Annotated in this window: 22 protein-coding genes; 11 read left to right on the top strand and 11 right to left on the bottom strand. The window is 53.1% G+C overall.

Going from position 1 to position 22,746, the window contains the following annotated elements:
* Nucleotides 1–24 precede the first annotated feature (24 nt).
* Both EKN38_RS06855 and EKN38_RS06850 read left to right on the top strand, forming a co-directional pair.
* Nucleotides 25–2,712, top strand: a complete 2,688-nt coding sequence (locus EKN38_RS06855) for a TcfC E-set like domain-containing protein (RefSeq protein WP_043951797.1) — start codon at nt 25–27, stop codon at nt 2,710–2,712.
* Complete coding sequence (locus EKN38_RS06850; protein WP_080019577.1) at nt 2,709–3,830, top strand: CfaE/CblD family pilus tip adhesin; 1,122 nt, start codon at nt 2,709–2,711, stop codon at nt 3,828–3,830. The genes EKN38_RS06855 and EKN38_RS06850 overlap by 4 nt, the downstream gene beginning before the upstream one ends.
* Before the next feature lie 36 nt (nt 3,831–3,866).
* On the opposite strand, the gene EKN38_RS06845 is transcribed toward EKN38_RS06850, so the two are convergent.
* The gene (locus EKN38_RS06845) at nt 3,867–4,559 is read right to left on the bottom strand and encodes an aspartate/glutamate racemase (protein WP_014833141.1); all 693 of its coding nucleotides are present in this window, start codon (nt 4,557–4,559) and stop codon (nt 3,867–3,869) included.
* Between the two features lie 135 nt (nt 4,560–4,694).
* On the opposite strand from EKN38_RS06845, the gene EKN38_RS06840 reads away from it, so the two are divergent.
* Nucleotides 4,695–5,018: a cupin domain-containing protein gene (locus EKN38_RS06840; protein WP_014833142.1), complete on the top strand. Its 324-nt coding sequence runs from the start codon at nt 4,695–4,697 to the stop codon at nt 5,016–5,018.
* A 40-nt stretch (nt 5,019–5,058) separates the two neighbouring features.
* Here the strand turns inward: EKN38_RS06840 and wzz(fepE) are convergent, their stop codons facing one another.
* Nucleotides 5,059–6,183 (bottom strand): LPS O-antigen length regulator Wzz(fepE), encoded by a 1,125-nt coding sequence (wzz(fepE), locus tag EKN38_RS06835; protein ID WP_014833143.1) that lies wholly within the window; start codon nt 6,181–6,183, stop codon nt 5,059–5,061.
* Nucleotides 6,184–6,592: 409 nt separating this feature from the next.
* Between wzz(fepE) and EKN38_RS06830 the strand changes: the two genes are divergently transcribed.
* From EKN38_RS06830 to EKN38_RS06815, 4 genes are read left to right on the top strand one after another with little or no spacing between them, the layout of a single operon-like run.
* On the top strand, nt 6,593–7,483 hold the full coding sequence (locus EKN38_RS06830; protein ID WP_014833144.1) for a carbohydrate ABC transporter permease: 891 nt from the start codon (nt 6,593–6,595) through the stop codon (nt 7,481–7,483).
* Nucleotides 7,476–8,378, top strand: coding sequence for a carbohydrate ABC transporter permease (locus EKN38_RS06825; protein ID WP_014833145.1), 903 nt, complete (start codon nt 7,476–7,478; stop codon nt 8,376–8,378). The genes EKN38_RS06830 and EKN38_RS06825 overlap by 8 nt, the downstream gene beginning before the upstream one ends.
* 12 nt (nt 8,379–8,390) lie before the next feature.
* Nucleotides 8,391–9,518 carry an ABC transporter ATP-binding protein gene (locus EKN38_RS06820; RefSeq protein WP_014833146.1) on the top strand — a complete coding sequence of 376 codons (1,128 nt, stop codon included), beginning with the start codon at nt 8,391–8,393 and terminating at the stop codon, nt 9,516–9,518.
* A 13-nt stretch (nt 9,519–9,531) separates the two neighbouring features.
* Entirely contained in the window at nt 9,532–10,818 is a 1,287-nt protein-coding gene (locus EKN38_RS06815; protein WP_014833147.1) for an ABC transporter substrate-binding protein, read from the top strand.
* A gap of 72 nt (nt 10,819–10,890) precedes the next feature.
* Here the strand turns inward: EKN38_RS06815 and EKN38_RS06810 are convergent, their stop codons facing one another.
* From EKN38_RS06810 to kduI, 3 genes are all read right to left on the bottom strand, one after another.
* A complete protein-coding gene (locus EKN38_RS06810; RefSeq protein WP_286012102.1) occupies nt 10,891–12,324 on the bottom strand; it encodes a sugar porter family MFS transporter in 1,434 nt (477 codons plus the stop codon).
* Nucleotides 12,325–12,618: 294 nt separating this feature from the next.
* On the bottom strand, nt 12,619–13,380 hold the full coding sequence (kduD, locus tag EKN38_RS06805) for a 2-dehydro-3-deoxy-D-gluconate 5-dehydrogenase KduD (RefSeq protein WP_013098575.1): 762 nt from the start codon (nt 13,378–13,380) through the stop codon (nt 12,619–12,621).
* Nucleotides 13,381–13,443: 63 nt separating this feature from the next.
* On the bottom strand, nt 13,444–14,280 hold the full coding sequence (gene kduI / locus EKN38_RS06800; RefSeq protein WP_014833149.1) for a 5-dehydro-4-deoxy-D-glucuronate isomerase: 837 nt from the start codon (nt 14,278–14,280) through the stop codon (nt 13,444–13,446).
* A gap of 297 nt (nt 14,281–14,577) precedes the next feature.
* On the opposite strand from kduI, the gene EKN38_RS06795 reads away from it, so the two are divergent.
* Nucleotides 14,578–15,753 carry an oligogalacturonate lyase family protein gene (locus EKN38_RS06795; protein WP_126521844.1) on the top strand — a complete coding sequence of 392 codons (1,176 nt, stop codon included), beginning with the start codon at nt 14,578–14,580 and terminating at the stop codon, nt 15,751–15,753.
* Nucleotides 15,754–15,861: 108 nt separating this feature from the next.
* Here EKN38_RS06795 and EKN38_RS06790 read toward each other — a convergent pair whose 3' ends face one another.
* From EKN38_RS06790 to EKN38_RS06775, 3 genes are all read right to left on the bottom strand, one after another.
* Nucleotides 15,862–16,545, bottom strand: coding sequence for an oligogalacturonate-specific porin KdgM family protein (locus EKN38_RS06790; RefSeq protein ID WP_014833151.1), 684 nt, complete (start codon nt 16,543–16,545; stop codon nt 15,862–15,864).
* A gap of 241 nt (nt 16,546–16,786) precedes the next feature.
* Nucleotides 16,787–17,965: an acetyl-CoA C-acetyltransferase gene (locus EKN38_RS06780; protein WP_014833152.1), complete on the bottom strand. Its 1,179-nt coding sequence runs from the start codon at nt 17,963–17,965 to the stop codon at nt 16,787–16,789.
* A gap of 93 nt (nt 17,966–18,058) precedes the next feature.
* On the bottom strand, nt 18,059–18,925 hold the full coding sequence (locus EKN38_RS06775) for a LysR family transcriptional regulator (protein WP_014833153.1): 867 nt from the start codon (nt 18,923–18,925) through the stop codon (nt 18,059–18,061).
* 105 nt (nt 18,926–19,030) lie between these two features.
* Between EKN38_RS06775 and EKN38_RS06770 the strand changes: the two genes are divergently transcribed.
* Both EKN38_RS06770 and EKN38_RS06765 read left to right on the top strand, forming a co-directional pair.
* A complete protein-coding gene (locus EKN38_RS06770; protein WP_014833154.1) occupies nt 19,031–19,492 on the top strand; it encodes a multidrug/biocide efflux PACE transporter in 462 nt (153 codons plus the stop codon).
* 119 nt (nt 19,493–19,611) lie between these two features.
* Entirely contained in the window at nt 19,612–20,841 is a 1,230-nt protein-coding gene (locus EKN38_RS06765) for an amino acid permease (RefSeq protein WP_014833155.1), read from the top strand.
* Nucleotides 20,842–20,880: 39 nt separating this feature from the next.
* Here the strand turns inward: EKN38_RS06765 and EKN38_RS06760 are convergent, their stop codons facing one another.
* Nucleotides 20,881–21,333, bottom strand: coding sequence for an Lrp/AsnC family transcriptional regulator (locus tag EKN38_RS06760; RefSeq protein ID WP_013098583.1), 453 nt, complete (start codon nt 21,331–21,333; stop codon nt 20,881–20,883).
* Nucleotides 21,334–21,447: 114 nt separating this feature from the next.
* On the opposite strand from EKN38_RS06760, the gene EKN38_RS06755 reads away from it, so the two are divergent.
* Nucleotides 21,448–22,059 carry a LysE family translocator gene (locus EKN38_RS06755; RefSeq protein ID WP_014833156.1) on the top strand — a complete coding sequence of 204 codons (612 nt, stop codon included), beginning with the start codon at nt 21,448–21,450 and terminating at the stop codon, nt 22,057–22,059.
* Between the two features lie 27 nt (nt 22,060–22,086).
* On the opposite strand, the gene EKN38_RS06750 is transcribed toward EKN38_RS06755, so the two are convergent.
* The gene (locus tag EKN38_RS06750; RefSeq protein WP_013098585.1) at nt 22,087–22,359 is read right to left on the bottom strand and encodes a GNAT family N-acetyltransferase; all 273 of its coding nucleotides are present in this window, start codon (nt 22,357–22,359) and stop codon (nt 22,087–22,089) included.
* Between the two features lie 10 nt (nt 22,360–22,369).
* Nucleotides 22,370–22,600 carry a 4Fe-4S mono-cluster protein YjdI gene (gene yjdI / locus EKN38_RS06745; RefSeq protein WP_014833157.1) on the bottom strand — a complete coding sequence of 77 codons (231 nt, stop codon included), beginning with the start codon at nt 22,598–22,600 and terminating at the stop codon, nt 22,370–22,372.
* Nucleotides 22,601–22,746: the final 146 nt, after the last annotated feature.

Raw genomic sequence — 22,746 nt, 5'->3', positions numbered from 1 at the left:
CTCATCAGGGAACGATGAATGACTATGAAAAAGACGATTCTGGGCCTCTTGATTTTTAGCCTGCTTAATAGCGCAAATGCGCGCAATGAGAAGATCCCGCCAGGATTTGAACTCATCGTTCTGGGTCAGAAAGAGTATGTCGATGTCTGGTTAGCCGGACGTAATCTTGGAAAGTTTTACGCCACTGTTAACCTCGATACCGTGAAATTTGAGCGCCCCGATCAAATTATTGACGCGATGGCGTTGGATGCCGACACCGGTATCAAAAAGAAAATTACGGCAAAACTGAGCCAGCCTCTGGAACGGCACGGAGAATTAGCCTGTACCGCGATTAATACCAGCGCGGGCTGCGATTACCTGAAAACCGACGATGTGGCGCTGATTTATAACGACGAAAAAAATGCCGTTAACCTTTTTCTTAACGATCGGTGGTACCCGGACGATCGCCACAACGCCTTATACCTCAAGCCAAACAGTGATGATGATGTGGTGAACGCATTTATTCATCAGCAGGATATTAATGTCGCGGCGCAGGAAGACTTTAAATCCGTTTATCTCCAGGGAACGGGCGCGCTGGGTGTAACTGAAAACAGCTACCTCGGCGCTTACTGGAACTTTAACGGTAATGAAAACGACGGTGAAACTGAAACCAGCGCTGACGTCAGCGAACTCTTTTATCGTTACGACTATCTGAGCCGCTTTTATATTCAGGGTGGTCGCATGGATAGCCGAAGCCTGTTTAGCCTGGACGGCGGAAACTTTAACTTTTCCTTCCTGCCCCTGAACACATTCGATGGCGTGCGGGCGGGTACGACCTTAAGCTATCTCAACCGGGAGCAGATGAATCAAGGTACGCCGGTCAACGTGCTGCTTTCGCGCAGCTCACGCGTGGATGTGTATCGTGATAACCAGCTTCTCGGTTCCTTCTACCTGGCAGGCGGAAACCAGTCGCTGGATACCTCGTCGTTTCCGGCAGGTAGCTATACCCTTCAACTGAAAATCTACGAAAGCAACCAGCTTTCCCGAACAGAAGTGGTGCCGTTTACGAAGACCGGTAGCATTGGGGATGGTCACATTCAGTGGTTTATTCAGATGGGACAACTGGTGGATGACAGCTCATCTTATGCCGACAATAAAAATGCCTCTACCGCTCAGGCAGGGATCAGAGTACCAGTAACCGCACAAAGCGAGGCTACGCTTGGTGTCGCCAGTGTGGATAACGACTTTTCAGCTGAATTGGGTGGACACCTGACTCCCGCACTTGGCGCATTCGGCAATGCTGATCTGCAGGGCGGAGTCTACTATAACGACCAGGGCGGGCGCGGCAATATGCAGCAACTGAGCTGGCACGCTGATGGATGGCCTTCATTGAGCGTCTACCGCAAAGACACCAGCGGCGGGCAATGCTCAGGTGACACAGACGCGAACGACTACGATCTGAGCTGTTTTGAAAGTATCAGCACGAGCGCATCTCAAAACGTGTTGAACTGGAATATTGCGTTGAACTGGAACAGAACCCGTAATCATGCGGATTATCATACCCGCTGGAACAACAGCGACAGCTTTACTGATAATTTCTTTAACCAGACCGACGCTAACACCACCACCGACAGTGTTCAGTTGAGTGCCACCCGCGCGTTTAGCCTGAATAACTGGATGGTGAATACCAACCTGGGGCTGTTCACTCGCGACGACAGCAACAGCAATAACGATCGTGGTGCCTACATCATGTTGACGTTCAGCGAAACGCCGCACATGGATGCTAACGCACGCAGTCGCACCACGACGATTAGCGCTGATTACCGTACCAGCAAGGAATCACAGGATCAGACCTCCTGGAATCTGTCCCGCACCTGGTATGATGACAACGTTAACCACCGTGAAGTGGGCATCAATCTTGGCGGAATCAACACCGACACGCTGGACTCCGGGATTAATGGCCGTATTGATGGTCTGTATGGCAATCTGAGCGCCAACCTGACGGACAGTTACGATCGTCAGAATCAAGAACATTTCACCGCTTTCACGGGGAGCTACAGTTCAACGCTGGCAATCAGCCGCCACGGCGTTCAGCTTGGTCGTGCAGGATATGGTGAACCGTCTGCGGCGGTGCTCGTAGCAGTCAATAATATTGATGACGAATCAGCTGAACAGCTCTCCGTTGATGCCTCTGCTAACGGCAGCAAAGCCAGCCTCACGGGAAATGGCTCGGTACTCTTCCCGTATACGGGCTATGAAATGGGCTATATAGAGGTCAGCGACAGCGCGCGTAAACACCAGAGCGGGACCACCAACCTGATTGCCGGTTCAGGCAAGCAAAACCTGATGCTTCTGCCGGGCAAGCTGCGCTATCGCGAAGTGTCCGCATCATTTAGCTATAACTATATTGGCCGCCTGATCCTGCCGGAGACAGTCAAGCGCTTCCCGGTAATTGGCCTGAACAGTTCAATGTTACTGCTGGCGAAAGATGGCGGCTTCACGCTTGAAATGCCTGGGGCTTCGCGCGATTTATACGTGCTGGCCGGACAGTCATTCCTGAAATGCCCCCTTAAAGTATTGAAAAAACGCGCCAGTATTCGTTACGCCGGGGAAGTCAACTGCGCCACCATAACCTACAACCAGCTTCCGCCCCAGATTCAGGTGCAGGCACAGCTGAAGCAGTCCCTGCGTAAGCAGGCGCTGGAAACGGCACAAAGGGAGAATGTGCAATGAGATTAAAAGCAGGGTTAATAGTATGCGGGTTATTGGCGGCTATCAATGTACAAGCAAAGATGTACTATGGTCCAACGCCTAATGTCTCTACTCAACAAGAATATGAACTCCCTTCTGGAGCACCCGCTGACGTATATTTATGGAAAGAGGATTATCCCGGTACTTCAGGGTATTACGATGCTGTTGGCACCTATAAATGCGCCTATTCAGATGTGCAGCAAACCTGCAGCCATCAAAGCGGGCGTTCAACGATCACTATCGTTTTAAAAGAAAAGCGAAGTGGCATGACACATTCGCTTAAACTACAAGCCTACATGACCGGAATAAAATATAACAACGCTGACCCCAGCCAGTCTGAAAGTTGCAACGCACGATACGCACTCAATAACCAAACCTATTTAAGTTGCTCGACAAGTTCATGGAGTATTGTTGACAACGCCAGGGTTCTTACAGCCTGGATACCACAGAGCGAAATGAATAATCTTCCAGTCGGTGGTGTGTGGGAGGGTGCTCTTAAGTTGCAATATAATGCGGCCGGGAGAACCCCCGTGAATTTTGTCGCCAATATCACCCTGAAAGGCAAAGCCACTGGCAAGCAGGATATTTTTTTCCCGGAGTTTAATAACGCCAATCCGCTGGTCCAACTCGATCTTCATCCTACAGGCGCGATCACCGGAAACAGCTTTGCTGAAGATGTTACCACGCTGGATATGTGCCTGTATGATGGTTACAACTCTAACAGCGACAGCATGAAGCTCTCCTTCGCCGATGAGAATAAAGGCGGGGCATCGCGTAAAAATGGTTACTATTCCATCTACAACACGGGTACCGCTGGGACAGGCGAAAATGAGCGCATCGACTATCGTCTTGAAATGTTTAATCCTCATACTAAAAGCTGGATGAGGGTCGATAATGGCCAGGGGTATGACATCTCTGCTGGCGTTAACGGCCAGGATCAGGTTCGCCCGGTGCACCTGCCCTCGATCAGTTATCCTGTTCTGTGCGCGCCAGCCCCACTACGACTGATTGTGGATAAATTCAGGGTTACCGACAAAACAGCGGGTTACTACAAAGGGACTCTACAGGTCTATTTCTCCCCCAGCCTGAACAGTATTTAACGCCTCCGGGCGGCGCTTACCGCCCGGCACTGCGCGTTATGACAGCATAAACTCTACCGCATCGGCAGCGTGAATGGCGGCAGTGTCGAATACCGGGATCGGGCTTCGCTCAACCGGCACCAGCAGGCCTATCTCGGTACAACCGAAGATCACCCCTTCAGCCCCCTGCCGGGCGAGCTTTTCAATTACGCTGACGTAACAGGCCCGGGAAGACTCGCTGAAGGTGCCGAGGCAAAGCTCATCAAAAATAATCTGATTAATGCGCGCCCGGTCGGCCTCATCCGGGATCAGGCTTTCGATACCAAACTCACTGCTTAACCGACCACGATAAAAATCCTGCTCCATGGTGTAACGCGTTCCCAGTAGCGCCACTCGTCGCATCCCTGCCGCGCCGATCGCGCGTCCGGTCGCATCCGCAATATGCAAAAACGGCAGCGAACAGCGTGTTTCTATGTGCGAAGCCACCTTATGCATGGTGTTGGTGCAGAGCAAAATCCCTTCGGCACCGGCACGCTGGAGCCCAAGTGCCGCCTGCGCCAGTATTTCCCCGGCTTTATCCCATTCACCGCTCGACTGACACGCTTCGATCTCATGAAAATCGACGCTGTGCAGCAGCAGGCAGGCCGAATGCAGTCCCCCCAGGCGTTGCTTCACCCCTTCATTAATCAAACGATAGTAGGGAATCGTCGATTCCCAGCTCATGCCACCCAGCAGGCCGATTGTTTTCATTATCCCTCCTTATCTGTTGATCCCAGTGAAGCAAACTTGTGATCGTGTTTCCAGTTCTTTGTCACACCGTTTCTTTTTCGCGCTACGTGATATAAATTAAATGAAACGATATTTCATTTAATGATGAGGGAAGCGATGTTTATTTTCCACCGCGAGACCACACTTGACGATTTGGGTAACGGCGTGACGCGTCGGATCCTGGCGCATAACGGTAAGATGATGGCGGTTGAAGTGAATTTTGAGCAAGGCGCAATCGGCCCGATGCACAACCACCCGCATGAGCAGTTAACCTATGTGTTGTCCGGCGAGTTCGAATTCACCATTGGTGAAGAGAGGCATGTCGTCACGGCCGGGGATACACTCTACAAAGCACCGCATGTGATGCACGGCTGCGTCTGCCTCAAACCCGGCACGCTGCTGGATATCTTTACCCCTATACGGGAAGATTTTCTGCAATAAAAAAGGGCGCTGATTTCAGCGCCCTTTTCATCTGCATCATTTATTCTGTTATCGGCTCTGGCAGGGGATTGCGGCTAAGCATCGCTTCACGCAGCAGAACGCTACCACAGGCAAACAGCCCACCGAGGATCCCCGCCAGCAGAACAATCAGCGCTTTCCCCGGGCCATCTTTTTTCACCGGCATAGAAGGTGAAAGTTGATACTTAAAGGGTTCAAGTACAACATCTTCAACGGACAGTTTTTTCAGCTGCGCCAGATAATATTCCCGGTTCTGGAAATCGGCATTCAGCTCAGCCACGTCCTTGAGATTCTTTTCAATCTGCAGTTTCTGCGCAATACCGTCAGCGCCGAGCGCCACGGAGTAATCCGGATCGTCTTTTACGGCCTGTCCGTTGCTGTAGACAGGTTTCTTAATGCCCGCCGCGTTAGCCACTTCCAGGGAATAGTTAAGACGCTGCAGGTTGGTGTTGTGAATATTGGTCAGACGCACCCGATCCAGGTCCAGCTGCTGCTCTACCACCTTCGTTTTCAGGGCGAGCTGGTTACGGATATTCAGCATGATCTCTTGCTCAACAATCGCGGCAATATACTTGATATACCCTTCCAGAACGGTTTGCGCATCTCCCGCCGTGGGGGCGGTGAAGCTGAGCGTCCAGGAGACGTAAGGCGCTTTATCGGCGTCTTTTACCTGAGTGTTATCGATCGCTTTCATCTTCTCAGAGATATTGACCACCGCACGATGCAGCTCAAGCGGATCCACGTTGGTCCCCTCAAGCTGAGACATAACGTAAGGGGAGGATTTCATATACTCTTCAAGCAAGGACTGCGACTGAAACTTTTTGATAAACAGCCCAAAGACTTCATCACGGGACACTTTCACGTCCACGTCCAGCACCTGCAATGCAACCATCATCTGGCGCAGCGGGTTCCACTGCGTCTGTTCGGCTGGCGTGATCACCGCTTTACTGGTCCATTTCTGCGGCAGTAAAAACGCAATCGCCAGGCCTGCCAGCGCAAACGCGAACGTAATGGCGACGATGCGTTTTTTAGCGGCAAGCAGTACGTCTAACAGTCCCAGAAGGTCGATCTCTTTAGCGCTGACTGCCGGGGGGGCATAAGAAGGAAAATCGAGGTCCGTGTTTTTTTTGAAATCCATCGCTGACATAGCCGTTCTTCTGTTAAGAGTGCAGTTAATTTCTGCCTGGTGAGTTCAGGTGGTCCGATGATACAAGAAAGTAAGAATAATCTGAACGCGATATTGATCTATCTGTGTACTGGCTATCAAAGTTAGTAGTTAGTACCTTCCCGGTATTATTGTTATTAATCATTCGCTTTACCTGCTCCCTTCGCTGACGGCCTGCCCTGATTGCCTGAATTAGCGTCAAAATGCCACCCTCATCACTTTATTGAAACAGCGTTTCGACACCGATCACATTTCCATCATTGCGCGAATGACGCGGGCCTAAATAACCATAATATAAAATAAAACACTGTTTTATTATTTAAGAACACCGGTTCTTATGACCTGAAACTCATACCGTCATCTAACTCCCTTGATTGCCAGGTAGGTATGTATGAATGAAAACAAGCTGTTGGGGCTCGCATGGATATCACCCTACATAATTGGGTTGATACTCTTTACGGCTTTCCCCTTCGTCTCATCGTTTTTCCTCAGTTTTACGGATTACGATTTGATGAGCCCGCCGGTGTTTAACGGCATCGAAAATTATCGCTACATGTTTACTGAAGACACGCTCTTCTGGACATCAATGGGTGTCACGTTTGCGTATGTATTTTTGACCATTCCGCTGAAGCTCGCCTTTGCATTAGGGATCGCGTTTGTTCTGAACTTCAAATTACGGGGGATCGGCTTTTTCCGTACCGCCTACTATATTCCGTCGATCCTCGGCAGCTCCGTGGCAATTGCCGTTTTGTGGCGCGCGTTATTTGCGATTGATGGTCTGCTGAACAGTTTTATTGGGGTGTTTGGTTTCGACCCGGTGAACTGGCTTGGTGAGCCATCGCTGGCGCTGATGTCCGTCACCCTGCTGCGGGTCTGGCAGTTCGGTTCTGCGATGGTCATTTTCCTGGCGGCACTGCAAAACGTACCGCAATCGCAATATGAGGCAGCGATGATCGACGGCGCCTCCAGGTGGCAGATGTTCACGAAAGTGACCGTCCCGCTGATTACGCCGGTGATTTTCTTTAACTTCATCATGCAAACCACCCAGGCGTTTCAGGAATTTACCGGGCCGTACGTCATTACCGGCGGCGGGCCAACCTATTCGACCTATCTGTTCTCGCTCTACATCTACGACACGGCGTTCAAATACTTCGATATGGGTTACGGCGCGGCGCTGGCCTGGATCCTGTTCCTGGTGGTGGCCGTCTTTGCCGGTATCGCCTTTAAGTCGTCGAAATACTGGGTGTTCTACTCCGCCGATAAAGGAGGCAAAAATGGCTGATATTCAACAGCTTTCCGCGGCAAGAAGCGTCGCAGAGCGCGAGGTTGCCCGTACGCAGCGCAGAGAGAAAATCAACGCCACCGTGCGCTATGTCATCCTGCTGTTTGTCGGCCTGCTGATGCTCTATCCGCTGGTGTGGATGTTCTCTGCATCGTTCAAACCGAACCACGAGATCTTCACCACCCTGAGCCTGTGGCCTGCGCATGCCACCTGGGACGGGTTTGTGAACGGCTGGAAGACCGGTACCGAGTACACCTTCGGCCATTACATGCTGAACACCTTTAAGTATGTGATCCCCAAAGTGATCCTGACCATTATCTCCTCCACCATCGTGGCATATGGTTTTGCGCGCTTTGAGATCCCGTGGAAGAAATTCTGGTTCGCCACGCTCATCACCACCATGCTGCTGCCGAGCACCGTGCTGTTGATCCCGCAATACCTGATGTTCCGTGAAATGGGCATGCTGAACAGCTACATGCCGTTGTACCTGCCGCTGGCCTTTGCCACCCAGGGGTTCTTCGTCTTCATGCTGATCCAGTTCCTGCGCGGCGTACCGCGTGACATGGAAGAGGCGGCGCAAATCGACGGCTGCAACTCCATCCAGGTGCTGTGGTACGTGGTGGTGCCGATCCTGAAACCGGCCATTATCTCCGTCGCCCTGTTCCAGTTTATGTGGTCAATGAACGATTTCATTGGACCGCTGATTTACGTCTACAGCGTGGATAAATACCCGATTGCACTGGCGCTGAAAATGTCCATCGACGTTACCGAAGGTGCGCCATGGAACGAAATTCTGGCAATGGCGAGCATCTCCATTCTGCCATCCATCATTGTCTTCTTCCTGGCACAGCGCTACTTCGTACAGGGCGTCACCAGCAGCGGAATTAAAGGTTAAGAGGGAAATATCATGGCTGAAGTTATCTTCAACAAACTGGAAAAGGTCTACTCCAATGGCTTCAAGGCGGTACATGCTATCGACCTGAAAATCGCCGAAGGGGAATTTATGGTGATCGTCGGTCCATCCGGGTGCGCCAAGTCCACCACCCTTCGCATGCTGGCCGGCCTGGAAACCATCAGCGGCGGTGAAGTGCGGATCGGCGATAAGATCGTGAACAACCTCGCCCCGAAGGAGCGTGGTATTGCGATGGTGTTCCAGAACTACGCGCTCTACCCGCACATGACGGTGCGCGAAAATCTGGCCTTTGGTCTTAAGCTGAGCAAACTGCCGAAAGAGCAAATTGAGTCGCAGGTGAACGAAGCGGCCAAAATCCTGGAGCTGGAGTCGCTGCTTGACCGCCTGCCGCGCCAGCTTTCCGGTGGACAGGCCCAGCGTGTAGCGGTTGGCCGCGCGATTGTGAAAAAGCCGGACGTGTTTCTGTTTGATGAACCGCTGTCAAACCTTGATGCCAAGCTCCGTGCCTCGATGCGTATTCGTATTTCAGATCTGCATAAGCAGCTGAAGCAGTCCGGTAAACCGGCCACCACCGTCTACGTCACGCATGACCAGACCGAAGCGATGACCATGGGCGACCGTATCTGTGTGATGAAGCTGGGCCATATCATGCAGGTCGATACCCCGGACAATCTCTACCACAAGCCCAAAAACATGTTCGTCGCGGGCTTTATCGGCGCACCGGAGATGAACATTCGTAAAAGCCAGCTGGTGGAACAGGCCGGGCAACTGCACATTACCATCGGCAGTGAAACCATGCCGTTAACCCCACAAACGCAGGAGAAAGTCGCCGCTTACGCCGGCCAGGACGTGTTCTACGGCGTGCGCCCGGAATTTGTGTCGCTCTCTGACGCCCCCTTCCCCGACGGTGGCTGCAGCGGCGAAATGGTGCGCGTGGAGAACATGGGCCACGAATTCTTCGTGTACCTGAAGGTAGCGGACCATGAACTGACCGCCAGAATCCCTTCGGATGACGCTAAGCCAATGATTGATAAAGGTCTTAACCGTAAAGTCTATTTCCGCTTTGACATGAATAAGTGCCATATTTTTGACGCAAAAACCGAACTGAACCTCTCTCTCTGATGGAGTCATAAAAATGAAAAATGTGCTTTTAAGCGCAGCAATCTCCGCGACCCTGGGCCTTACCGCGTTGCCATCGATGGCGCAAAATACCGATTTACGTATGTCCTGGTGGGGCGGTAATGGCCGTCACCAGGTGACGCTGAAAGCGTTAGAAGAGTTCCATAAACAGAACCCTGACATTAACGTTAAGGCGGAATACACTGGCTGGGATGGCCATCTTTCCCGTCTGACCACCCAGATCGCAGGCGGCACAGAGCCGGATGTGATGCAAACCAACTGGAACTGGCTGCCGATCTTCTCGAAAACCGGCGACGGTTTTTACGATCTGAATAAAATGAAAGACGTGATCGACTTAAGCCAGTTCGATGCCAAAGAGCTTCAGTCCACGACCGTCAACGGCAAGCTAAACGGGATCCCAATCTCCGTGACCGCGCGCGTGTTCTACTTTAATGACGAGACCTGGAAAAAAGCGGGCATCGACTACCCGAAAACCTGGGACGAGTTGATGGCCGCCGGTAAAACGTTCGAAAGCAAACTCGGTAAGCAATATTACCCTGTCATTCTGGAACACCAGGACACGCTGGCGCTGCTGAATTCTTACATGATTCAGAAATACAACATCCCGGCCGTGGACGAGAAAACCAAAAAGTTCACTTACAGCAAAGCGCAGTGGGTGGAGTTCTTCCAGACCTATAAAAAACTGATTGATAGCCACGTAATGCCAGACACCAAATACTATGCGTCGTTTGGCAAGAGCAACATGTATGAAATGAAGCCGTGGATCCAGGGGGAATGGGGCGGCACCTATATGTGGAACTCCACCATCAATAAATACTCCGATAACCTCAAACCACCGGCAAAACTGGTGCTGGGCAGTTACCCCATGCTGCCGGGCGCCACGGATGCGGGCCTGTTCTTCAAACCGGCGCAGATGCTCTCGATTGGTAAATCGACCAAAAACCCGGAAGCGGCGGCGAAGCTGATTAACTTCCTGCTGAACAGTAAAGAGGGCGTGGATACGCTGGGACTGGAGCGTGGCGTGCCGTTGAGCAAAGTGGCGGTTCAGTACCTGACTGAAGCCGGGACCATTAAGGAAAACGACCCGTCGGTTGCGGGCCTGCGTCTGGCGCAGTCTCTGCCGTCAAAACTCTCCGTCTCACCTTACTTTGACGATCCGCAGATAGTGGCGCAGTTCGGCACCTCGCTGCAGTATATCGACTACGGTCAGAAATCGGTGGAAGAGACAGCGGCGGACTTCCAGCGTCAGGCAGAGCGTATTCTGAAGCGGGCGATGCGTTAACCCTCACCCCGGCCCTCTCCCTTAAAGGGAGAGGGCGCAAACCATTCCCTCTCCTTTGGGTAAGGGGATAAATCACACGCCAATATTACGTAGTTTCTCCCCGCTCATCAGTTTGCGTTCAATATGCTCCAGCGTCACGCCTTTGGTTTCAGGAATAAGCCAGAAGGTCACACCGATAAACACCACGTTCAGTACCGTGTAGAGCCAGAACGTTCCTGCTGCGCCAATAGCATCCAGCAGCGTCAGGAAGGTTGCGCCGATGATCATGTTCGACACCCAGTTGGTGGTGGTGGAACAGGTGATACCAAAATCGCGACATTTCAGCGGCTGAATTTCAGAGCACAGGATCCACACCACCGGTGCGGCGCTCATGGCATACCCGGCGATACACATCATGGTCATCCCGACAGAGAGCCAGGAGAGACCGCTTGAGGCGGTGCCGTTATCAAACTGCATCAGACAGTAACCGAGGATCAGCGTACCGAGCGCCATTACGCTAAAGCCAATCTTCAGCGCCGGTTTACGACCGGCTTTATCCACGGTAAATACCGCGATAAACGTGGCAAACATAAAGGTCAGCCCGACCACCAGGGTTGCAATCATCTGCTGTTCGGTGGTGGTGAATCCGGCCATTTTGAAGATACGCGGCGCGTAATACATGATGATGTTCATCCCGGTGAACTGCTGCATCGCCTGCAGCAGCATGCCGAGGAACACCGCGCGACGCACGTTGCGGTTGGCTTTAAACAGCGACCAGCCGCCCTGCTTCAGCTTCAGGCTTTCGCGGATCTCGTTCAGCTCTTCACGCGCTTTCTCTGAGGTATCACGCAGCATGCGCAGCACCTCTTCTGCTTCCACGTGACGGCCTTTCTGCGCCAGCCAGCGCGGGCTGTTCGGCAGGAAAATCACCAGCACAATCAGCAACAGCGCCGGCAGCGCCAGCACGCCCAGCATGGCGCGCCAGTTACCACTGTAGCTGAAGTAAGTATCCGACAGAAACGCCAGTACGATACCCAGCGTGACCATCAACTGGTACATACTGATCATCTTGCCGCGCACGTTCTCGCTCGCCATCTCCGAGAGATACAGCGGCGCGGTGTAGGAGGCAATCCCGACCGCCACGCCCAGCAATACGCGGGAGAGCAGCAACACTTCCACGTTGGTGGCAAACGCAGAGCCAATGGAGCCTGCCACAAACAGGATCGCCCCAACCATCAGGCTATATTTGCGCCCGAGACGGAACGAGAGCCAGCCGTTGAACAGCGCGCCGATGGCCGCGCCGAGCATCATGCTGCTCACCACCCACTCCTGCAGGCGACTGCTCAGCGTAAAGTGATCGGTAATAAACGGTAATGCGCCAGCAATGACGCCGATATCCAGTCCAAATAATAAGCCTGCCACTGCCGCCGCAATGGAGACAAACTGGTTCATGCGGCGAGTATCGCGCAGCGCCGCGGGCATGAGGGTAGAGTCATTTATAGATGTCATAGTTTCCTGCCTGAACAGAGAAATTCGTTAAGTGAAATTACGAGATAGGGAAGAAAAGTGTCAGGCCGGAATTCGCGAAGATATGGATTATTTCGCTATGGCATGGCGATCTGTGATGGACATTACAATTTCAACTCGCGGTGAAATATCGCCATATTTTACTAATTGATTAATATTTAAGTAATAAAACTGTGATTCGCGTCATTTATGATTTTTTAGTATGGATTTTTCATCTTTGTCGATATGGATAATGACAATTTTTGAGCAAAAAAAACCTCCACCCGCAGGCAGAGGCTCTATCGTCAGGGCGAATTAACGCGCCAGCCAGCCGCCATCAACCGCCACGGTATAACCGTTGATGTAGTCCGATGCCTTCGATGCCAGGAACACCACCGGCCCTTTCAGATCGTCCGGCAGTCCCCAACGCCCTGCCGGGATCCGGTCAAGGATTTCCGCGCTGCGCTGCTCGTCGGCACGCAGCTGCTGGGTGTTATTGGTGGCCATGTATCCCGGGGCAATGGCGTTAACGTTGATATTGTGCTTCGCCCATTCGTTCGCCAGCAGACGGGTGACCCCCATCACTGCGCTTTTTGACGCGGTGTAAGACGGCACCCGGATCCCCCCCTGGAAGGAGAGCATGGAGGCGATATTGATAATCTTGCCGCCGTTCCCCTGAGCGATGAAGTGTTTCGCCGCCGCCTGAGACATAAAGAACACGCTTTTGATATTCAGGTTCATCACGTCGTCCCAGTCGCGCTCGCTGAAGTTAATGGCATCTTCACGGCGGATTAAACCGGCATTGTTGACCAGAATGTCGATATGGCCGAATTCCGCCACCGCGCGATCCAGCAGGTCAGGAATGGCGTCGATTTTACGCAGATCCGCCGTCAGGCTCAGAAAGCGGCGGCCCAGCGCGGTCACGCGCTCGATGGTTTCCGTAGGCTCGACGATGTTGATGCCCACGATATCGCAGCCCGCTTCTGCCAGCCCTAACGCCATGCCCTGGCCCAGACCGGTGTCACAACCGGAAACCACAGCCACTTTACCTTGCAGAGAGAATGCATCCAGAATCATGTTTGTTCCTTACTCTTTCGATGCCTGTCAGCAACAGGCAGATTTATGCTTAACTGCCCGCGACTAGCGCAGATCTTTTACCGCGACGTGGTCCATGTCATCAAAGACCTGGTTTTCACCGACCATTCCCCAGATGAAGGTGTACGCCTTCGTCCCCACACCGGAGTGAATTGACCAACTCGGAGAGATAACCGCCTGCTCGTTATGCATCACGATATGGCGTGTTTCCTGCGGTTGCCCCATCATGTGGAATACGCAGGCATCCTCATCCATGTTGAAGTAGAAATAGACCTCCATGCGACGCTCATGGGTGTGGCACGGCATGGTGTTCCACAGGTTGCCAGGCGCCAGCTCGGTCAGCCCCATGCTGAGCTGGCAGGTCTCCAGCACATCCGGAACGAAGTATTTATTGATGGTGCGACGGTTGCTGGTGAGGTTATCGCCCAGCGTCACCGGGGCTACGTCTGCCGGGGTCACTTTTTTGGTAGGACAGGTGGTATGAGCCGGGGCGCAGTTGTAATAAAACTTCGCTGGCGTGCTGCCGTCAACGCTGGCAAAGACCACCTCTTTCGCGCCCTTGCCGACATACAGCGCGTCGCGGTGACCAATCTCGTAGCACTGACCGTCAACCGTAATGGTGCCCGGCCCGCCAATGTTAATCACGCCCAGTTCACGCCGTTCCAGGAAATAGCTCACGCCGAGTTGTTTACCCACTTCACCGCCCACGGAGACGGTTTTGGCCACCGGCATAATGCCGCCCACAATAATGCGGTCAATGTGGCTGTAGACCATAGTGTAGCGATCGGCTTCGAACACCTGCTCAACTAAAAACTCACTGCGCAGCCCCTGCGTGTCGAGGGTTTTGGCATGCGCACTGTGGATGCTTTGTCTGACGTCCACGATAACCTCCAGATGGATCGTGCCCGAAGGCAGAAAATTAACGAAACGACGTTCCGTTTTAAGGATAAGCACAGTGTAAACGCCAGTAAGGGGGTTTTCAAATACATTTAAAACATCGTTTCATTTTTTATGATTCTTTATATCAGAAATGGTGTTTCGATCACGATAACGCCAGGACTCCATCATCCTTATCCATTAAACCGATAAACTGCGTGATAAGTCACACACAATGAAACATCGTTTTGATATTTTAACACCCAGTTTTTAATCTGATTTTATCGCCGAAAGGAGCGCAATATGGCTAAAGGTATGCGGGTCAAGCTGAACTATGAGATCGCCCGCGATCCGGATACAGGCGTGGAAGTCACTCGCCTGACCCCGCCTGAAGTAACCTGTCATCGCAACTACTTTTACCAGAAGTGCTTCTTCAATGACGGCAGCCACCTGCTGTTCGCGGGGGCGTTCGATGGTCACTGGAACTATTACCTGCTGGATCTGCAGAACGGCGAAGCCGTTCAGCTGACGGAGGGCGCAGGCGATAACACCTTTGGCGGATTCCTCTCCCCGGACGATCGCGCCTTCTACTATGTGAAGAACGATCGCACGCTTATGGAGGTCGATCTTCAGACGCGAGTGGAGCGTGAAGTGTACCGCGTCCCGGATGACTGGGTCGGTTACGGCACCTGGGTGGCGAACAGCGACTGCACCAGCCTTGTGGGCATAGAAATTGCGAAGCGCGACTGGACGCCGCTGAACGACTGGAAAATTTTCCACGACTTCTTCCATAAAGGGCCCCACTGCCGACTGCTGCGCGTGGATCTGAAAACCGGCGCGAGCTCAACCATTCATGAAGAGAAAAACTGGCTGGGGCATCCCATCTACCGTCCGTTTGATGACCACACGGTGGCGTTTTGTCACGAGGGGCCACACGATCTGGTCGATGCCCGAATGTGGCTGGTCAACGAAGATGGCACCAACGTACATAAAGTTAAAACGCATGCACAGGGTGAAAGCTGCACCCACGAATTCTGGGTCCCGGATGGCTCCGCGCTGGTTTATGTCTCGTATCTGAAAGGCCAGCAGGGCCGCAGCATCTGCCGCTTTAATCCGGATTCAGGTGTGAATGAGGCGGTGATGCAGATGCCATCCTGCTCGCATTTGATGAGTAATTTCGACGGCACGTTGCTGGTGGGCGACGGTTCCGGCACACCGGTGGATGTAAAAGACACCCACGGTTACACCATCGACAACGATCCTTATCTGTACGGGTTTGACGTGGCGAAAAAAAGCTACTTCCGCATCGCCCGCCATGACACCTCCTGGGCGACGGTGGAAAATAGCCGCCAGGTCACCCATCCGCATCCCTCCTTTACACCGGACGAGAAAGCGGTGCTGTTCAGTTCCGATAAAGACGGCAAACCTGCCCTCTATATCGCGAAACTCCCCGCGCAACCGGACATGTTGTCTGCATGATTTAAATACGTGTTTCTGTAACTGGCCTTGCCCTCCTTACGGAGGGCTTTTTTTTGTTCTGAACGTTTTGCCCGGTGGCGCTGCGCTCACCGGGCCTGGAGGGAAATATCAGAAGGAATACGCCACGCCTACACGGAAGCGGGTCTGACGTTCATCGCTTTCTTTTACACCCACGTTACCCACCTCAACATACGGCGCCCAGTTTTTATCCCATTTATACGCCAGCTTCGCGTTATATTCGGTGGAATAATCTTTATTATTATTACGGACCATCCCTTCCGTACTTTTTGCATAAACATAATTCAGCTCGCTACGCCAGTCTCCCATTACCCAGCCGACCCAGGCATCACCGCGGTTAACTTTGTCATCGTCTTTATTTGAGCTTGACGGATAACGGGTGTATTCATAGCGGTAACGTGCGGCTACGTAAAAGCCATTATCGAAACTGTATTGCAGGTGCAGGTTGGGTTTATAAATGGTGCGACTGTCATTACTCTCAAGCGTGAACGCAGGCGTCAGCGCAATATTCTCTGTCGCTTTCCAGCGCCAGCTAATTTGATCTTCATGACCGTTCCCCACCACATCCGCGAAGGGCTGATCGGCCTTATCGCCGCCCGATTTCCATTTTGCTTCAACAGAAAAACCGACGCCATTGGCAAAGCGATGCGACACAGAGACACGGTCAGCATTCGCGCCATTGTCGATATATTCATGACGCAGATCGACGGTAACCGCCTGCGCCGCGAAAGAGGTACCAATGAGAGAAGCAAGGACCAGAGATTTGTTAAACATAAAAAACCCTCAACTAAAATAACGTTTCATTTTTATGAAACAGCAGTTTATTTTTTAATAATTGCTATTTTAGTGAGCAAGATCGTAATTATTTGTTTCATTTTTTTCGGTACAAATCGGCGTGATATTCGTCAACAAACACGAGGTATTTAGGCGAAATTAGCGGAGGGAGATCACGTCAGCGCAGAATAACACGCATAAAAAAACCTCCCGACGGGAGGTTCATTTACGAAGGAAGTCATTAACGTTCGATAGCCAGCGCCACCCCTTGCCCACCGCCGATACACAGCGTGGCAATGCCTTTACGGGCGTTACGCTTTTTCATCTCGTGAACCAGCGATACCAGAATGCGGCAGCCAGAAGCGCCGATGGGATGACCGAGCGCAATCGCGCCACCGTTGACATTCACCCGCAGGGGATCCCACTCCAGCATTTTGCCCACCGAGATCGCCTGAGCGGCAAAGGCCTCGTTGACTTCAATCAGATCCACATCGGAGAGCTGCCAGCCCGCGCGCTCCAGGCAGCGACGTGTCGCGTACACTGGCGCGATCCCCATTAACGCAGGATCAACGCCCACGCTGGCAAAGGCCCTGATACGGGCCAGCACCGGGAGATCCAGCTCCTGAGCTTTGCTTTCGCTCATCATCATCACAGCCGCCGCACCGTCGTTAATGGAGGAGGCATTTCCCGCCGTCACTGAGCCCTGCGTCTCAAAAGCAGGGTTGAGCATGGCCAGCCCTTCTGCGCTGGCATCGGTACGCGGCTGTTCATCGGTGTCGACGACAAGAATCTGACCATCCTGGCGCTGGGTGCTTACCGGAACAATTTCATCGCGAAAACGCCCCGAATCAATCGCGGCACGCGCTTTATGCTGCGAGCTTAACGCGTATGCATCCTGCAGCTCACGGCTGATGCCATACTCACGCGCCAGGTTCTCCGCCGTCACGCCCATATGGTAATCATTAAACGCATCCCACAGCCCGTCATGCACCAGGCTGTCGAGCAACTGGCTATTTCCCAGCTGTGCGCCGGTGCGGCTGTCGGTGAGAACATGCGGCGCACGGCTCATGTTCTCCTGCCCGCCGGCGATGACCACATCCGCTTCGCCACACTGGATGGCCTGCGTGGCAAGATGCAGCGCCTTTAATCCTGAGCCACAGACGTCGTTGATGGTGATGGCAGAGACGGTGTTGGGCAGGCCGCCTTTTAGCGCCGCCTGACGGGCAGGGTTTTGCCCGGCGCCGGCCGTCAGGACCTGTCCGAGGATCACCTCATCGACTTCATGTGCTGCGATCCCGCTGCGCTCCACCAGCGCTTTAACCACCACGCTCCCCAGATCAACAGCCGAGTGACGCGCCAGCGCTCCCTGAAAACAGCCGATAGCTGTACGCAACGCACCCACTATAACGACATCTTTCATCACCACCTCTGTGTTAAAGGACATGACGATAGTAGAGGATTGTTACTGGCATTTATCTTAATTGTTTAAAAATAGTGAGTTTAATCACAAGGATTAGCGTGCGTCCTGCAGATACTGTCGCAGCCAGCTTCCGGCGACGCCGGGAGGGGATCGTTTATTCCACAGCAGATCGATGCCGATTGCCCGGGGCCAGCCAGGGACATTCAACGGCACCAGCGATTTCGCGGGCGCAAATTCATCCACCAGCGCACACGGCAACACGCACCAGCCAAATCCCTGCACCGCCATACTCAAGAGTAACAGGTAATTCGGTGCTGACCAGACCGGCCCCCGGGCGAGCGTCGCCTCGCGCTCAAGGTAGGTGCTGAGCCGCAGTTCCCGCCAGCCGTGCAGTTCATCGGCCTGCACGTCATGTTGTCCGGCAAGTGGGTGGGTGGTCGCGACATAAATTGCCATTCGCGTTTGTATCGGCAGTCGGGTAACGCCGATATCGGTCGGGTAACTGTCGCGTGCCTCCGTCAGGCCAACCTGCGCCCTCTCCTTTTGCAGCAGATCGATGACGTCCTCTTCCTCGCCAATCAGGCACTCAAATTCCGTATGGGGAAAACGCTGGTCAAACTGGTTCATCAGATCTTCCAGCACGTCAGGGTTAAGCGTATCGGAAAGCACAAAGGTCAGACGCGCCTCCGTTTGCGCGGTTAACGATACCGCCAGCTCGTCCAGCCGCGAGCTGGCGGCGAGGATCGCCTGGACATACCCCAGCACCTGCTCCCCCTGAGCGGTGAGTACCGGCTGGCGGGCGGAACGGTCAAACAGCTCAAAGCCGAGATCGGCTTCGAGGTTGGCAATCGCGGTGCTGATCGTCGACTGGCTTTTGCGTAACCGACGAGCGGCGGCAGAAAAGGAGCCTGCCGCCACGGTTTCAACAAACGCGGTAAGGGCTTCAGGTGAGTAGCGCATGACCTATCTATTTTATCGATGGATACCATCTTTAATATATCACGTTTAGCGATAAAAATAGGTTCCATCAACGCCCATACTGGCGAGTTAATGAGGTCGAAAGCTATGCAACATCAGGATGCACTCCAACGTAAACTGCCGGAGCGGATCTTCCACGCGGTCTGTTTTGAGGGGATTGCCACGGCAATTCTCGCCCCGACAGCGGCGTGGCTGATGCAGCGCTCCGTGGTGGAGATGGGCGGGTTAACCATTGTCCTGGCCACCACGGCCATGCTCTGGAACATTATTTATAACTTCGGTTTCGACCGTTTCTGGCCTGTTCAGCGCGTAAAACGCACGGCAAAAGTTCGTGCGCTGCATGCCCTGGGGTTCGAATGTGGGTTTATCGTGATCGGTCTGTCGATTGTGGCCGCGGTGCTGGGCGTCACGCTGCTTGAGGCATTCACGCTGGAAATAGGTTTCTTCCTGTTCTTCCTGCCCTACACCATGTTCTACAACTGGGCGTATGACACCTTACGTGAAAAATTCCTTAAGCGTCGCCAGCAACGACGCGCCCTGGCAGGCTAACGCCCCCCTGGCCGGACGACTGGTCCGGCCAAACTCCGTCGAAGCAACTGCGCTCTCCACGCATAACTATGGTAAATTGCACTCCATTCTGATGGTTTGATAGTTGATACGTTGCTCTAATGTCGAAAATTTGGTCAAAAGATGAGACTCTCTGGAGTTTCGCTCTCTATGGCACGGCCGTGGGCGCAGGAACGCTGTTCTTGCCCATTCAGCTTGGCTCCGCAGGCGCTATTGTCCTGTTCATTACTGCCCTTGTGGCCTATCCATTAACCTACTGGCCGCATAAAGCACTGGCGCAATTTATTCTGTCGTCAAAAACACGAGGCAATGAAGGGATCACCGGCGCGGTCTCTCACTATTACGGCAGGAAAATAGGGAATCTGATCACCACGCTCTATTTCGTCGCCTTCTTCGTGGTGGTGCAGATTTATGCCGTGGCCATCACCAACTCCCTGACGGAGCAGCTGGCAAAAAAGATGACGGTGGATACCGCCATTCGTGTGCTGGTCAGCTTTGGCGTGGTGCTGGTATTGAATCTGATCTTCCTGATGGGACGGCATATCACAATCAAAGTGATGGGCTTCCTGGTGTTCCCGCTGATCGCCTATTTCCTGTTTGTCTCTCTGTACCTGACCGGCAGCTGGCAACCTTCACTGCTCACCAGCCAGATGGCGTTTGATCGCCACACTTTGCATCAGGTGTGGATCTCAATTCCGGTGATGGTGTTTGCGTTTAGCCATACGCCGATTATCTCGACGTTCGCCGTCGATCGTCGCGAGAAGTTCGGTGACGCTGCCATGGATAAGTGCAAAAAAATCATGAAGGTGGCGTATCTGGTTATCTGCCTGAGCGTGCTGTTCTTCGTGTTCAGTTGCCTGCTGTCGATTCCGCCGTCCTATATTGTGACCGCAAAAGAGCAAGGGGTGACGATCCTGTCAGCGCTGTCGATGATGCCCTCTTCTCCGGCCTGGCTCGGCATTTCCGGGATTATTGTGGCGATTATTGCCATGTCGAAATCGTTCCTGGGCACCTATTTTGGGGTGATTGAAGGAGCGACGGAAATCGTGAAATCGTCGCTGAATCAGGTGGGCGTGAAAAAGAGCCGCGCCTTTAACCGTGCGATTTCTATTCTGGGCGTGTCGCTGATTACCTTTGCGGTCTGCTGCATTAACCCGAACGCCATTTCGATGATTTACGCCATCAGCGGTCCGCTTATCGCCATGATCCTGTTTATCATGCCGACGCTGTCGACGTACCTGATCCCCTCCCTGAAGCCGTACCGCTCCATTGGCAGCCTGCTGACGCTGATTGTCGGCGTCCTGTGCGTGTCGGTGATGTTTGTCGGCTAATCCTACCGTGCCCGGCCTTCTGCCGGGCGCGTCTGATTTTTACAGCGGAAACGGTCTGTCCTGCACGACCGTTTTCATCACCAGCGTAGAGCGAAGATGCTGTACGCCAGGCATGGCAGAAAGTTTCTCGTCATACAGTTTCTGAAAAGCTGACAGATCGCGGGTAACAACATGCATCAGATAGTCCGGATCGCCAAATAAGCGCTGGGCCAGCACGATTTGCGGGATCTCTTCCACCGCCTCTTCGAACGCGCTGACCGCTTTCTTATCGCCCTCTTTCAGGGTGGCAAACACAATCGCCAGGAAATTAAACCCCATTTTGGCGGGATCGAGATTGGCGCGATACCCCGTAATGGCTCCGCTCTGCTCCAGCGCACGCACGCGTCGGTGACACGGAGAGAGGCTCAGGTTCACCCGCTCTGCCAGCTCCGTAAGAGATAAACGGCCATCAGCCTGCAGCTCAGCAAGAATTTTTCGATCAATGCTATCCATGTGGAAGATTTTCTCAATTTTAGCGTTTTATGAGCATAACATTGAAAACTCATTTCGTACCGATACCGATATTCTTTCTCTCCAGGTAATACAGGTACGGGAGTTTCACAGACGATGGAAATGAGTATTGTGGCCGGTTTTTGGGTGGTGTCCTTCCTGCTCATCATGACGCCGGGTGCAGACTGGGCCTATGCGATCAGCGCCGGGATCAACGGGCGGCGCGTAGTGCCGGCGGTGATGGGGCTGATGTCCGGGCATCTGCTCGCCACGCTGGTCGTGGTGGCGGGTGTGGGTGTGTTGATTGCTCAACATCCGCTGGCATTATCAGGGCTGACAATTGCGGGGGCGGTTTATCTGCTGTGGCTCGGCATCACGCTGTTACGCCATCCTGCCGCGCCGGAAAGCACTGTGCAGCATGCAGGAAACTGGAAACAGTGGGCGGTGAAAGGATTGTGTATCAGCGGGCTTAACCCAAAAGTCTTCTTGCTGTTTCTGGCGTTGCTTCCGCAGTTTACCGATCCAAAGGGAAGCTGGTCGATTGCCACACAGATGTCAGCCCTGGGAATAATGCATCTTATCACCTGCACACTGGTCTATTTGCTGGTGGGGTATGGTTCGAAAGCGGTGCTGGCGACCCGTCCGCAGGCGGCACGTGCGGTGAGCATGGCCTCCGGAGGGATTATGGTGGCGATCGCGCTGGGGTTACTGCTGGAACAGGTGAGATAAAAAAACACCGGCCATCGCCGGTGTGTTTTACGCCCGAATATCGTCATATTCCCGCGTGTTATCAAACTCATGCTTCGCAAACGGGCACAGCGGGATAATTTTGCGATTCTCACCGCGCATTTTCTCCACCACCTTCGCCACCAGCTGCTTGCCCACACCCTGCCCCTTCAGGCTCGGATCAACATCGGTGTGCTCAATAATACTCAAGTGCTCACCTGTGGGGACGAAGACAATCTCAGCGACCTGATTGCCATTCGCATCGTTCACGTAAAACTTGTTATGGCCTTCCAGAATATCCATGGTTCCTCGCTTATTTTTGGCGATACTTCAGCGCACCGCTCGGGCAGGTATCAATCACGCGGACAACCGTATCTACATCCACTTCATCGGGAATGATCCACGGTTTACGTTTCAGATTAAACAGCTTTGCGCTGCCACGCACGCAGTTACCGGAGTGTTTGCAGATCCCGGTGTTGAAGTAAACGTCAATTTTCTCGCCGGTATAGGCCCGGTAACCCGCATCCAGTAGCTCTTTATCCATGACATTGCCTCTGTAATTATTTTACTGCTGAATGAAGCATAGCCTTACGGGATCCTGATAGCTATAACGTTGAAAACGAAAAGCCAGGTCACAACTCTTTTGTTGCCGGATTGCGTCCCCCATTGGCGCATGTCAGGCTCCCCCCA

Source organism: Enterobacter sp. WCHEn045836 (genome assembly GCF_003965585.1).
Classification (GTDB): domain Bacteria; phylum Pseudomonadota; class Gammaproteobacteria; order Enterobacterales; family Enterobacteriaceae; genus Enterobacter; species Enterobacter dissolvens.
Note: the sequence above shows the minus strand (reverse complement) of the source record. Positions and strands in the feature narration are given on the sequence as shown.

Coding starts and splice junctions, on each gene's coding strand:
- EKN38_RS06855 (WP_043951797.1), top strand. CDS start 25: ATGAAAAAGACGATTCTGGGCCTCTTGATTTTTAGCCTGCTTAATAGC.
- EKN38_RS06850 (WP_080019577.1), top strand. CDS start 2,709: ATGAGATTAAAAGCAGGGTTAATAGTATGCGGGTTATTGGCGGCTATC.
- EKN38_RS06845 (WP_014833141.1), bottom strand. CDS start 4,559: ATGAAAACAATCGGCCTGCTGGGTGGCATGAGCTGGGAATCGACGATT.
- EKN38_RS06840 (WP_014833142.1), top strand. CDS start 4,695: ATGTTTATTTTCCACCGCGAGACCACACTTGACGATTTGGGTAACGGC.
- EKN38_RS06830 (WP_014833144.1), top strand. CDS start 6,593: ATGAATGAAAACAAGCTGTTGGGGCTCGCATGGATATCACCCTACATA.
- EKN38_RS06825 (WP_014833145.1), top strand. CDS start 7,476: ATGGCTGATATTCAACAGCTTTCCGCGGCAAGAAGCGTCGCAGAGCGC.
- EKN38_RS06820 (WP_014833146.1), top strand. CDS start 8,391: ATGGCTGAAGTTATCTTCAACAAACTGGAAAAGGTCTACTCCAATGGC.
- EKN38_RS06815 (WP_014833147.1), top strand. CDS start 9,532: ATGAAAAATGTGCTTTTAAGCGCAGCAATCTCCGCGACCCTGGGCCTT.
- kduD (WP_013098575.1), bottom strand. CDS start 13,380: ATGATTCTGGATGCATTCTCTCTGCAAGGTAAAGTGGCTGTGGTTTCC.
- EKN38_RS06795 (WP_126521844.1), top strand. CDS start 14,578: ATGGCTAAAGGTATGCGGGTCAAGCTGAACTATGAGATCGCCCGCGAT.
- EKN38_RS06790 (WP_014833151.1), bottom strand. CDS start 16,545: ATGTTTAACAAATCTCTGGTCCTTGCTTCTCTCATTGGTACCTCTTTC.
- EKN38_RS06780 (WP_014833152.1), bottom strand. CDS start 17,965: ATGAAAGATGTCGTTATAGTGGGTGCGTTGCGTACAGCTATCGGCTGT.
- EKN38_RS06775 (WP_014833153.1), bottom strand. CDS start 18,925: ATGCGCTACTCACCTGAAGCCCTTACCGCGTTTGTTGAAACCGTGGCG.
- EKN38_RS06770 (WP_014833154.1), top strand. CDS start 19,031: ATGCAACATCAGGATGCACTCCAACGTAAACTGCCGGAGCGGATCTTC.
- EKN38_RS06765 (WP_014833155.1), top strand. CDS start 19,612: ATGTCGAAAATTTGGTCAAAAGATGAGACTCTCTGGAGTTTCGCTCTC.
- EKN38_RS06760 (WP_013098583.1), bottom strand. CDS start 21,333: ATGGATAGCATTGATCGAAAAATTCTTGCTGAGCTGCAGGCTGATGGC.
- EKN38_RS06755 (WP_014833156.1), top strand. CDS start 21,448: ATGGAAATGAGTATTGTGGCCGGTTTTTGGGTGGTGTCCTTCCTGCTC.
- EKN38_RS06750 (WP_013098585.1), bottom strand. CDS start 22,359: ATGGATATTCTGGAAGGCCATAACAAGTTTTACGTGAACGATGCGAAT.
- yjdI (WP_014833157.1), bottom strand. CDS start 22,600: ATGGATAAAGAGCTACTGGATGCGGGTTACCGGGCCTATACCGGCGAG.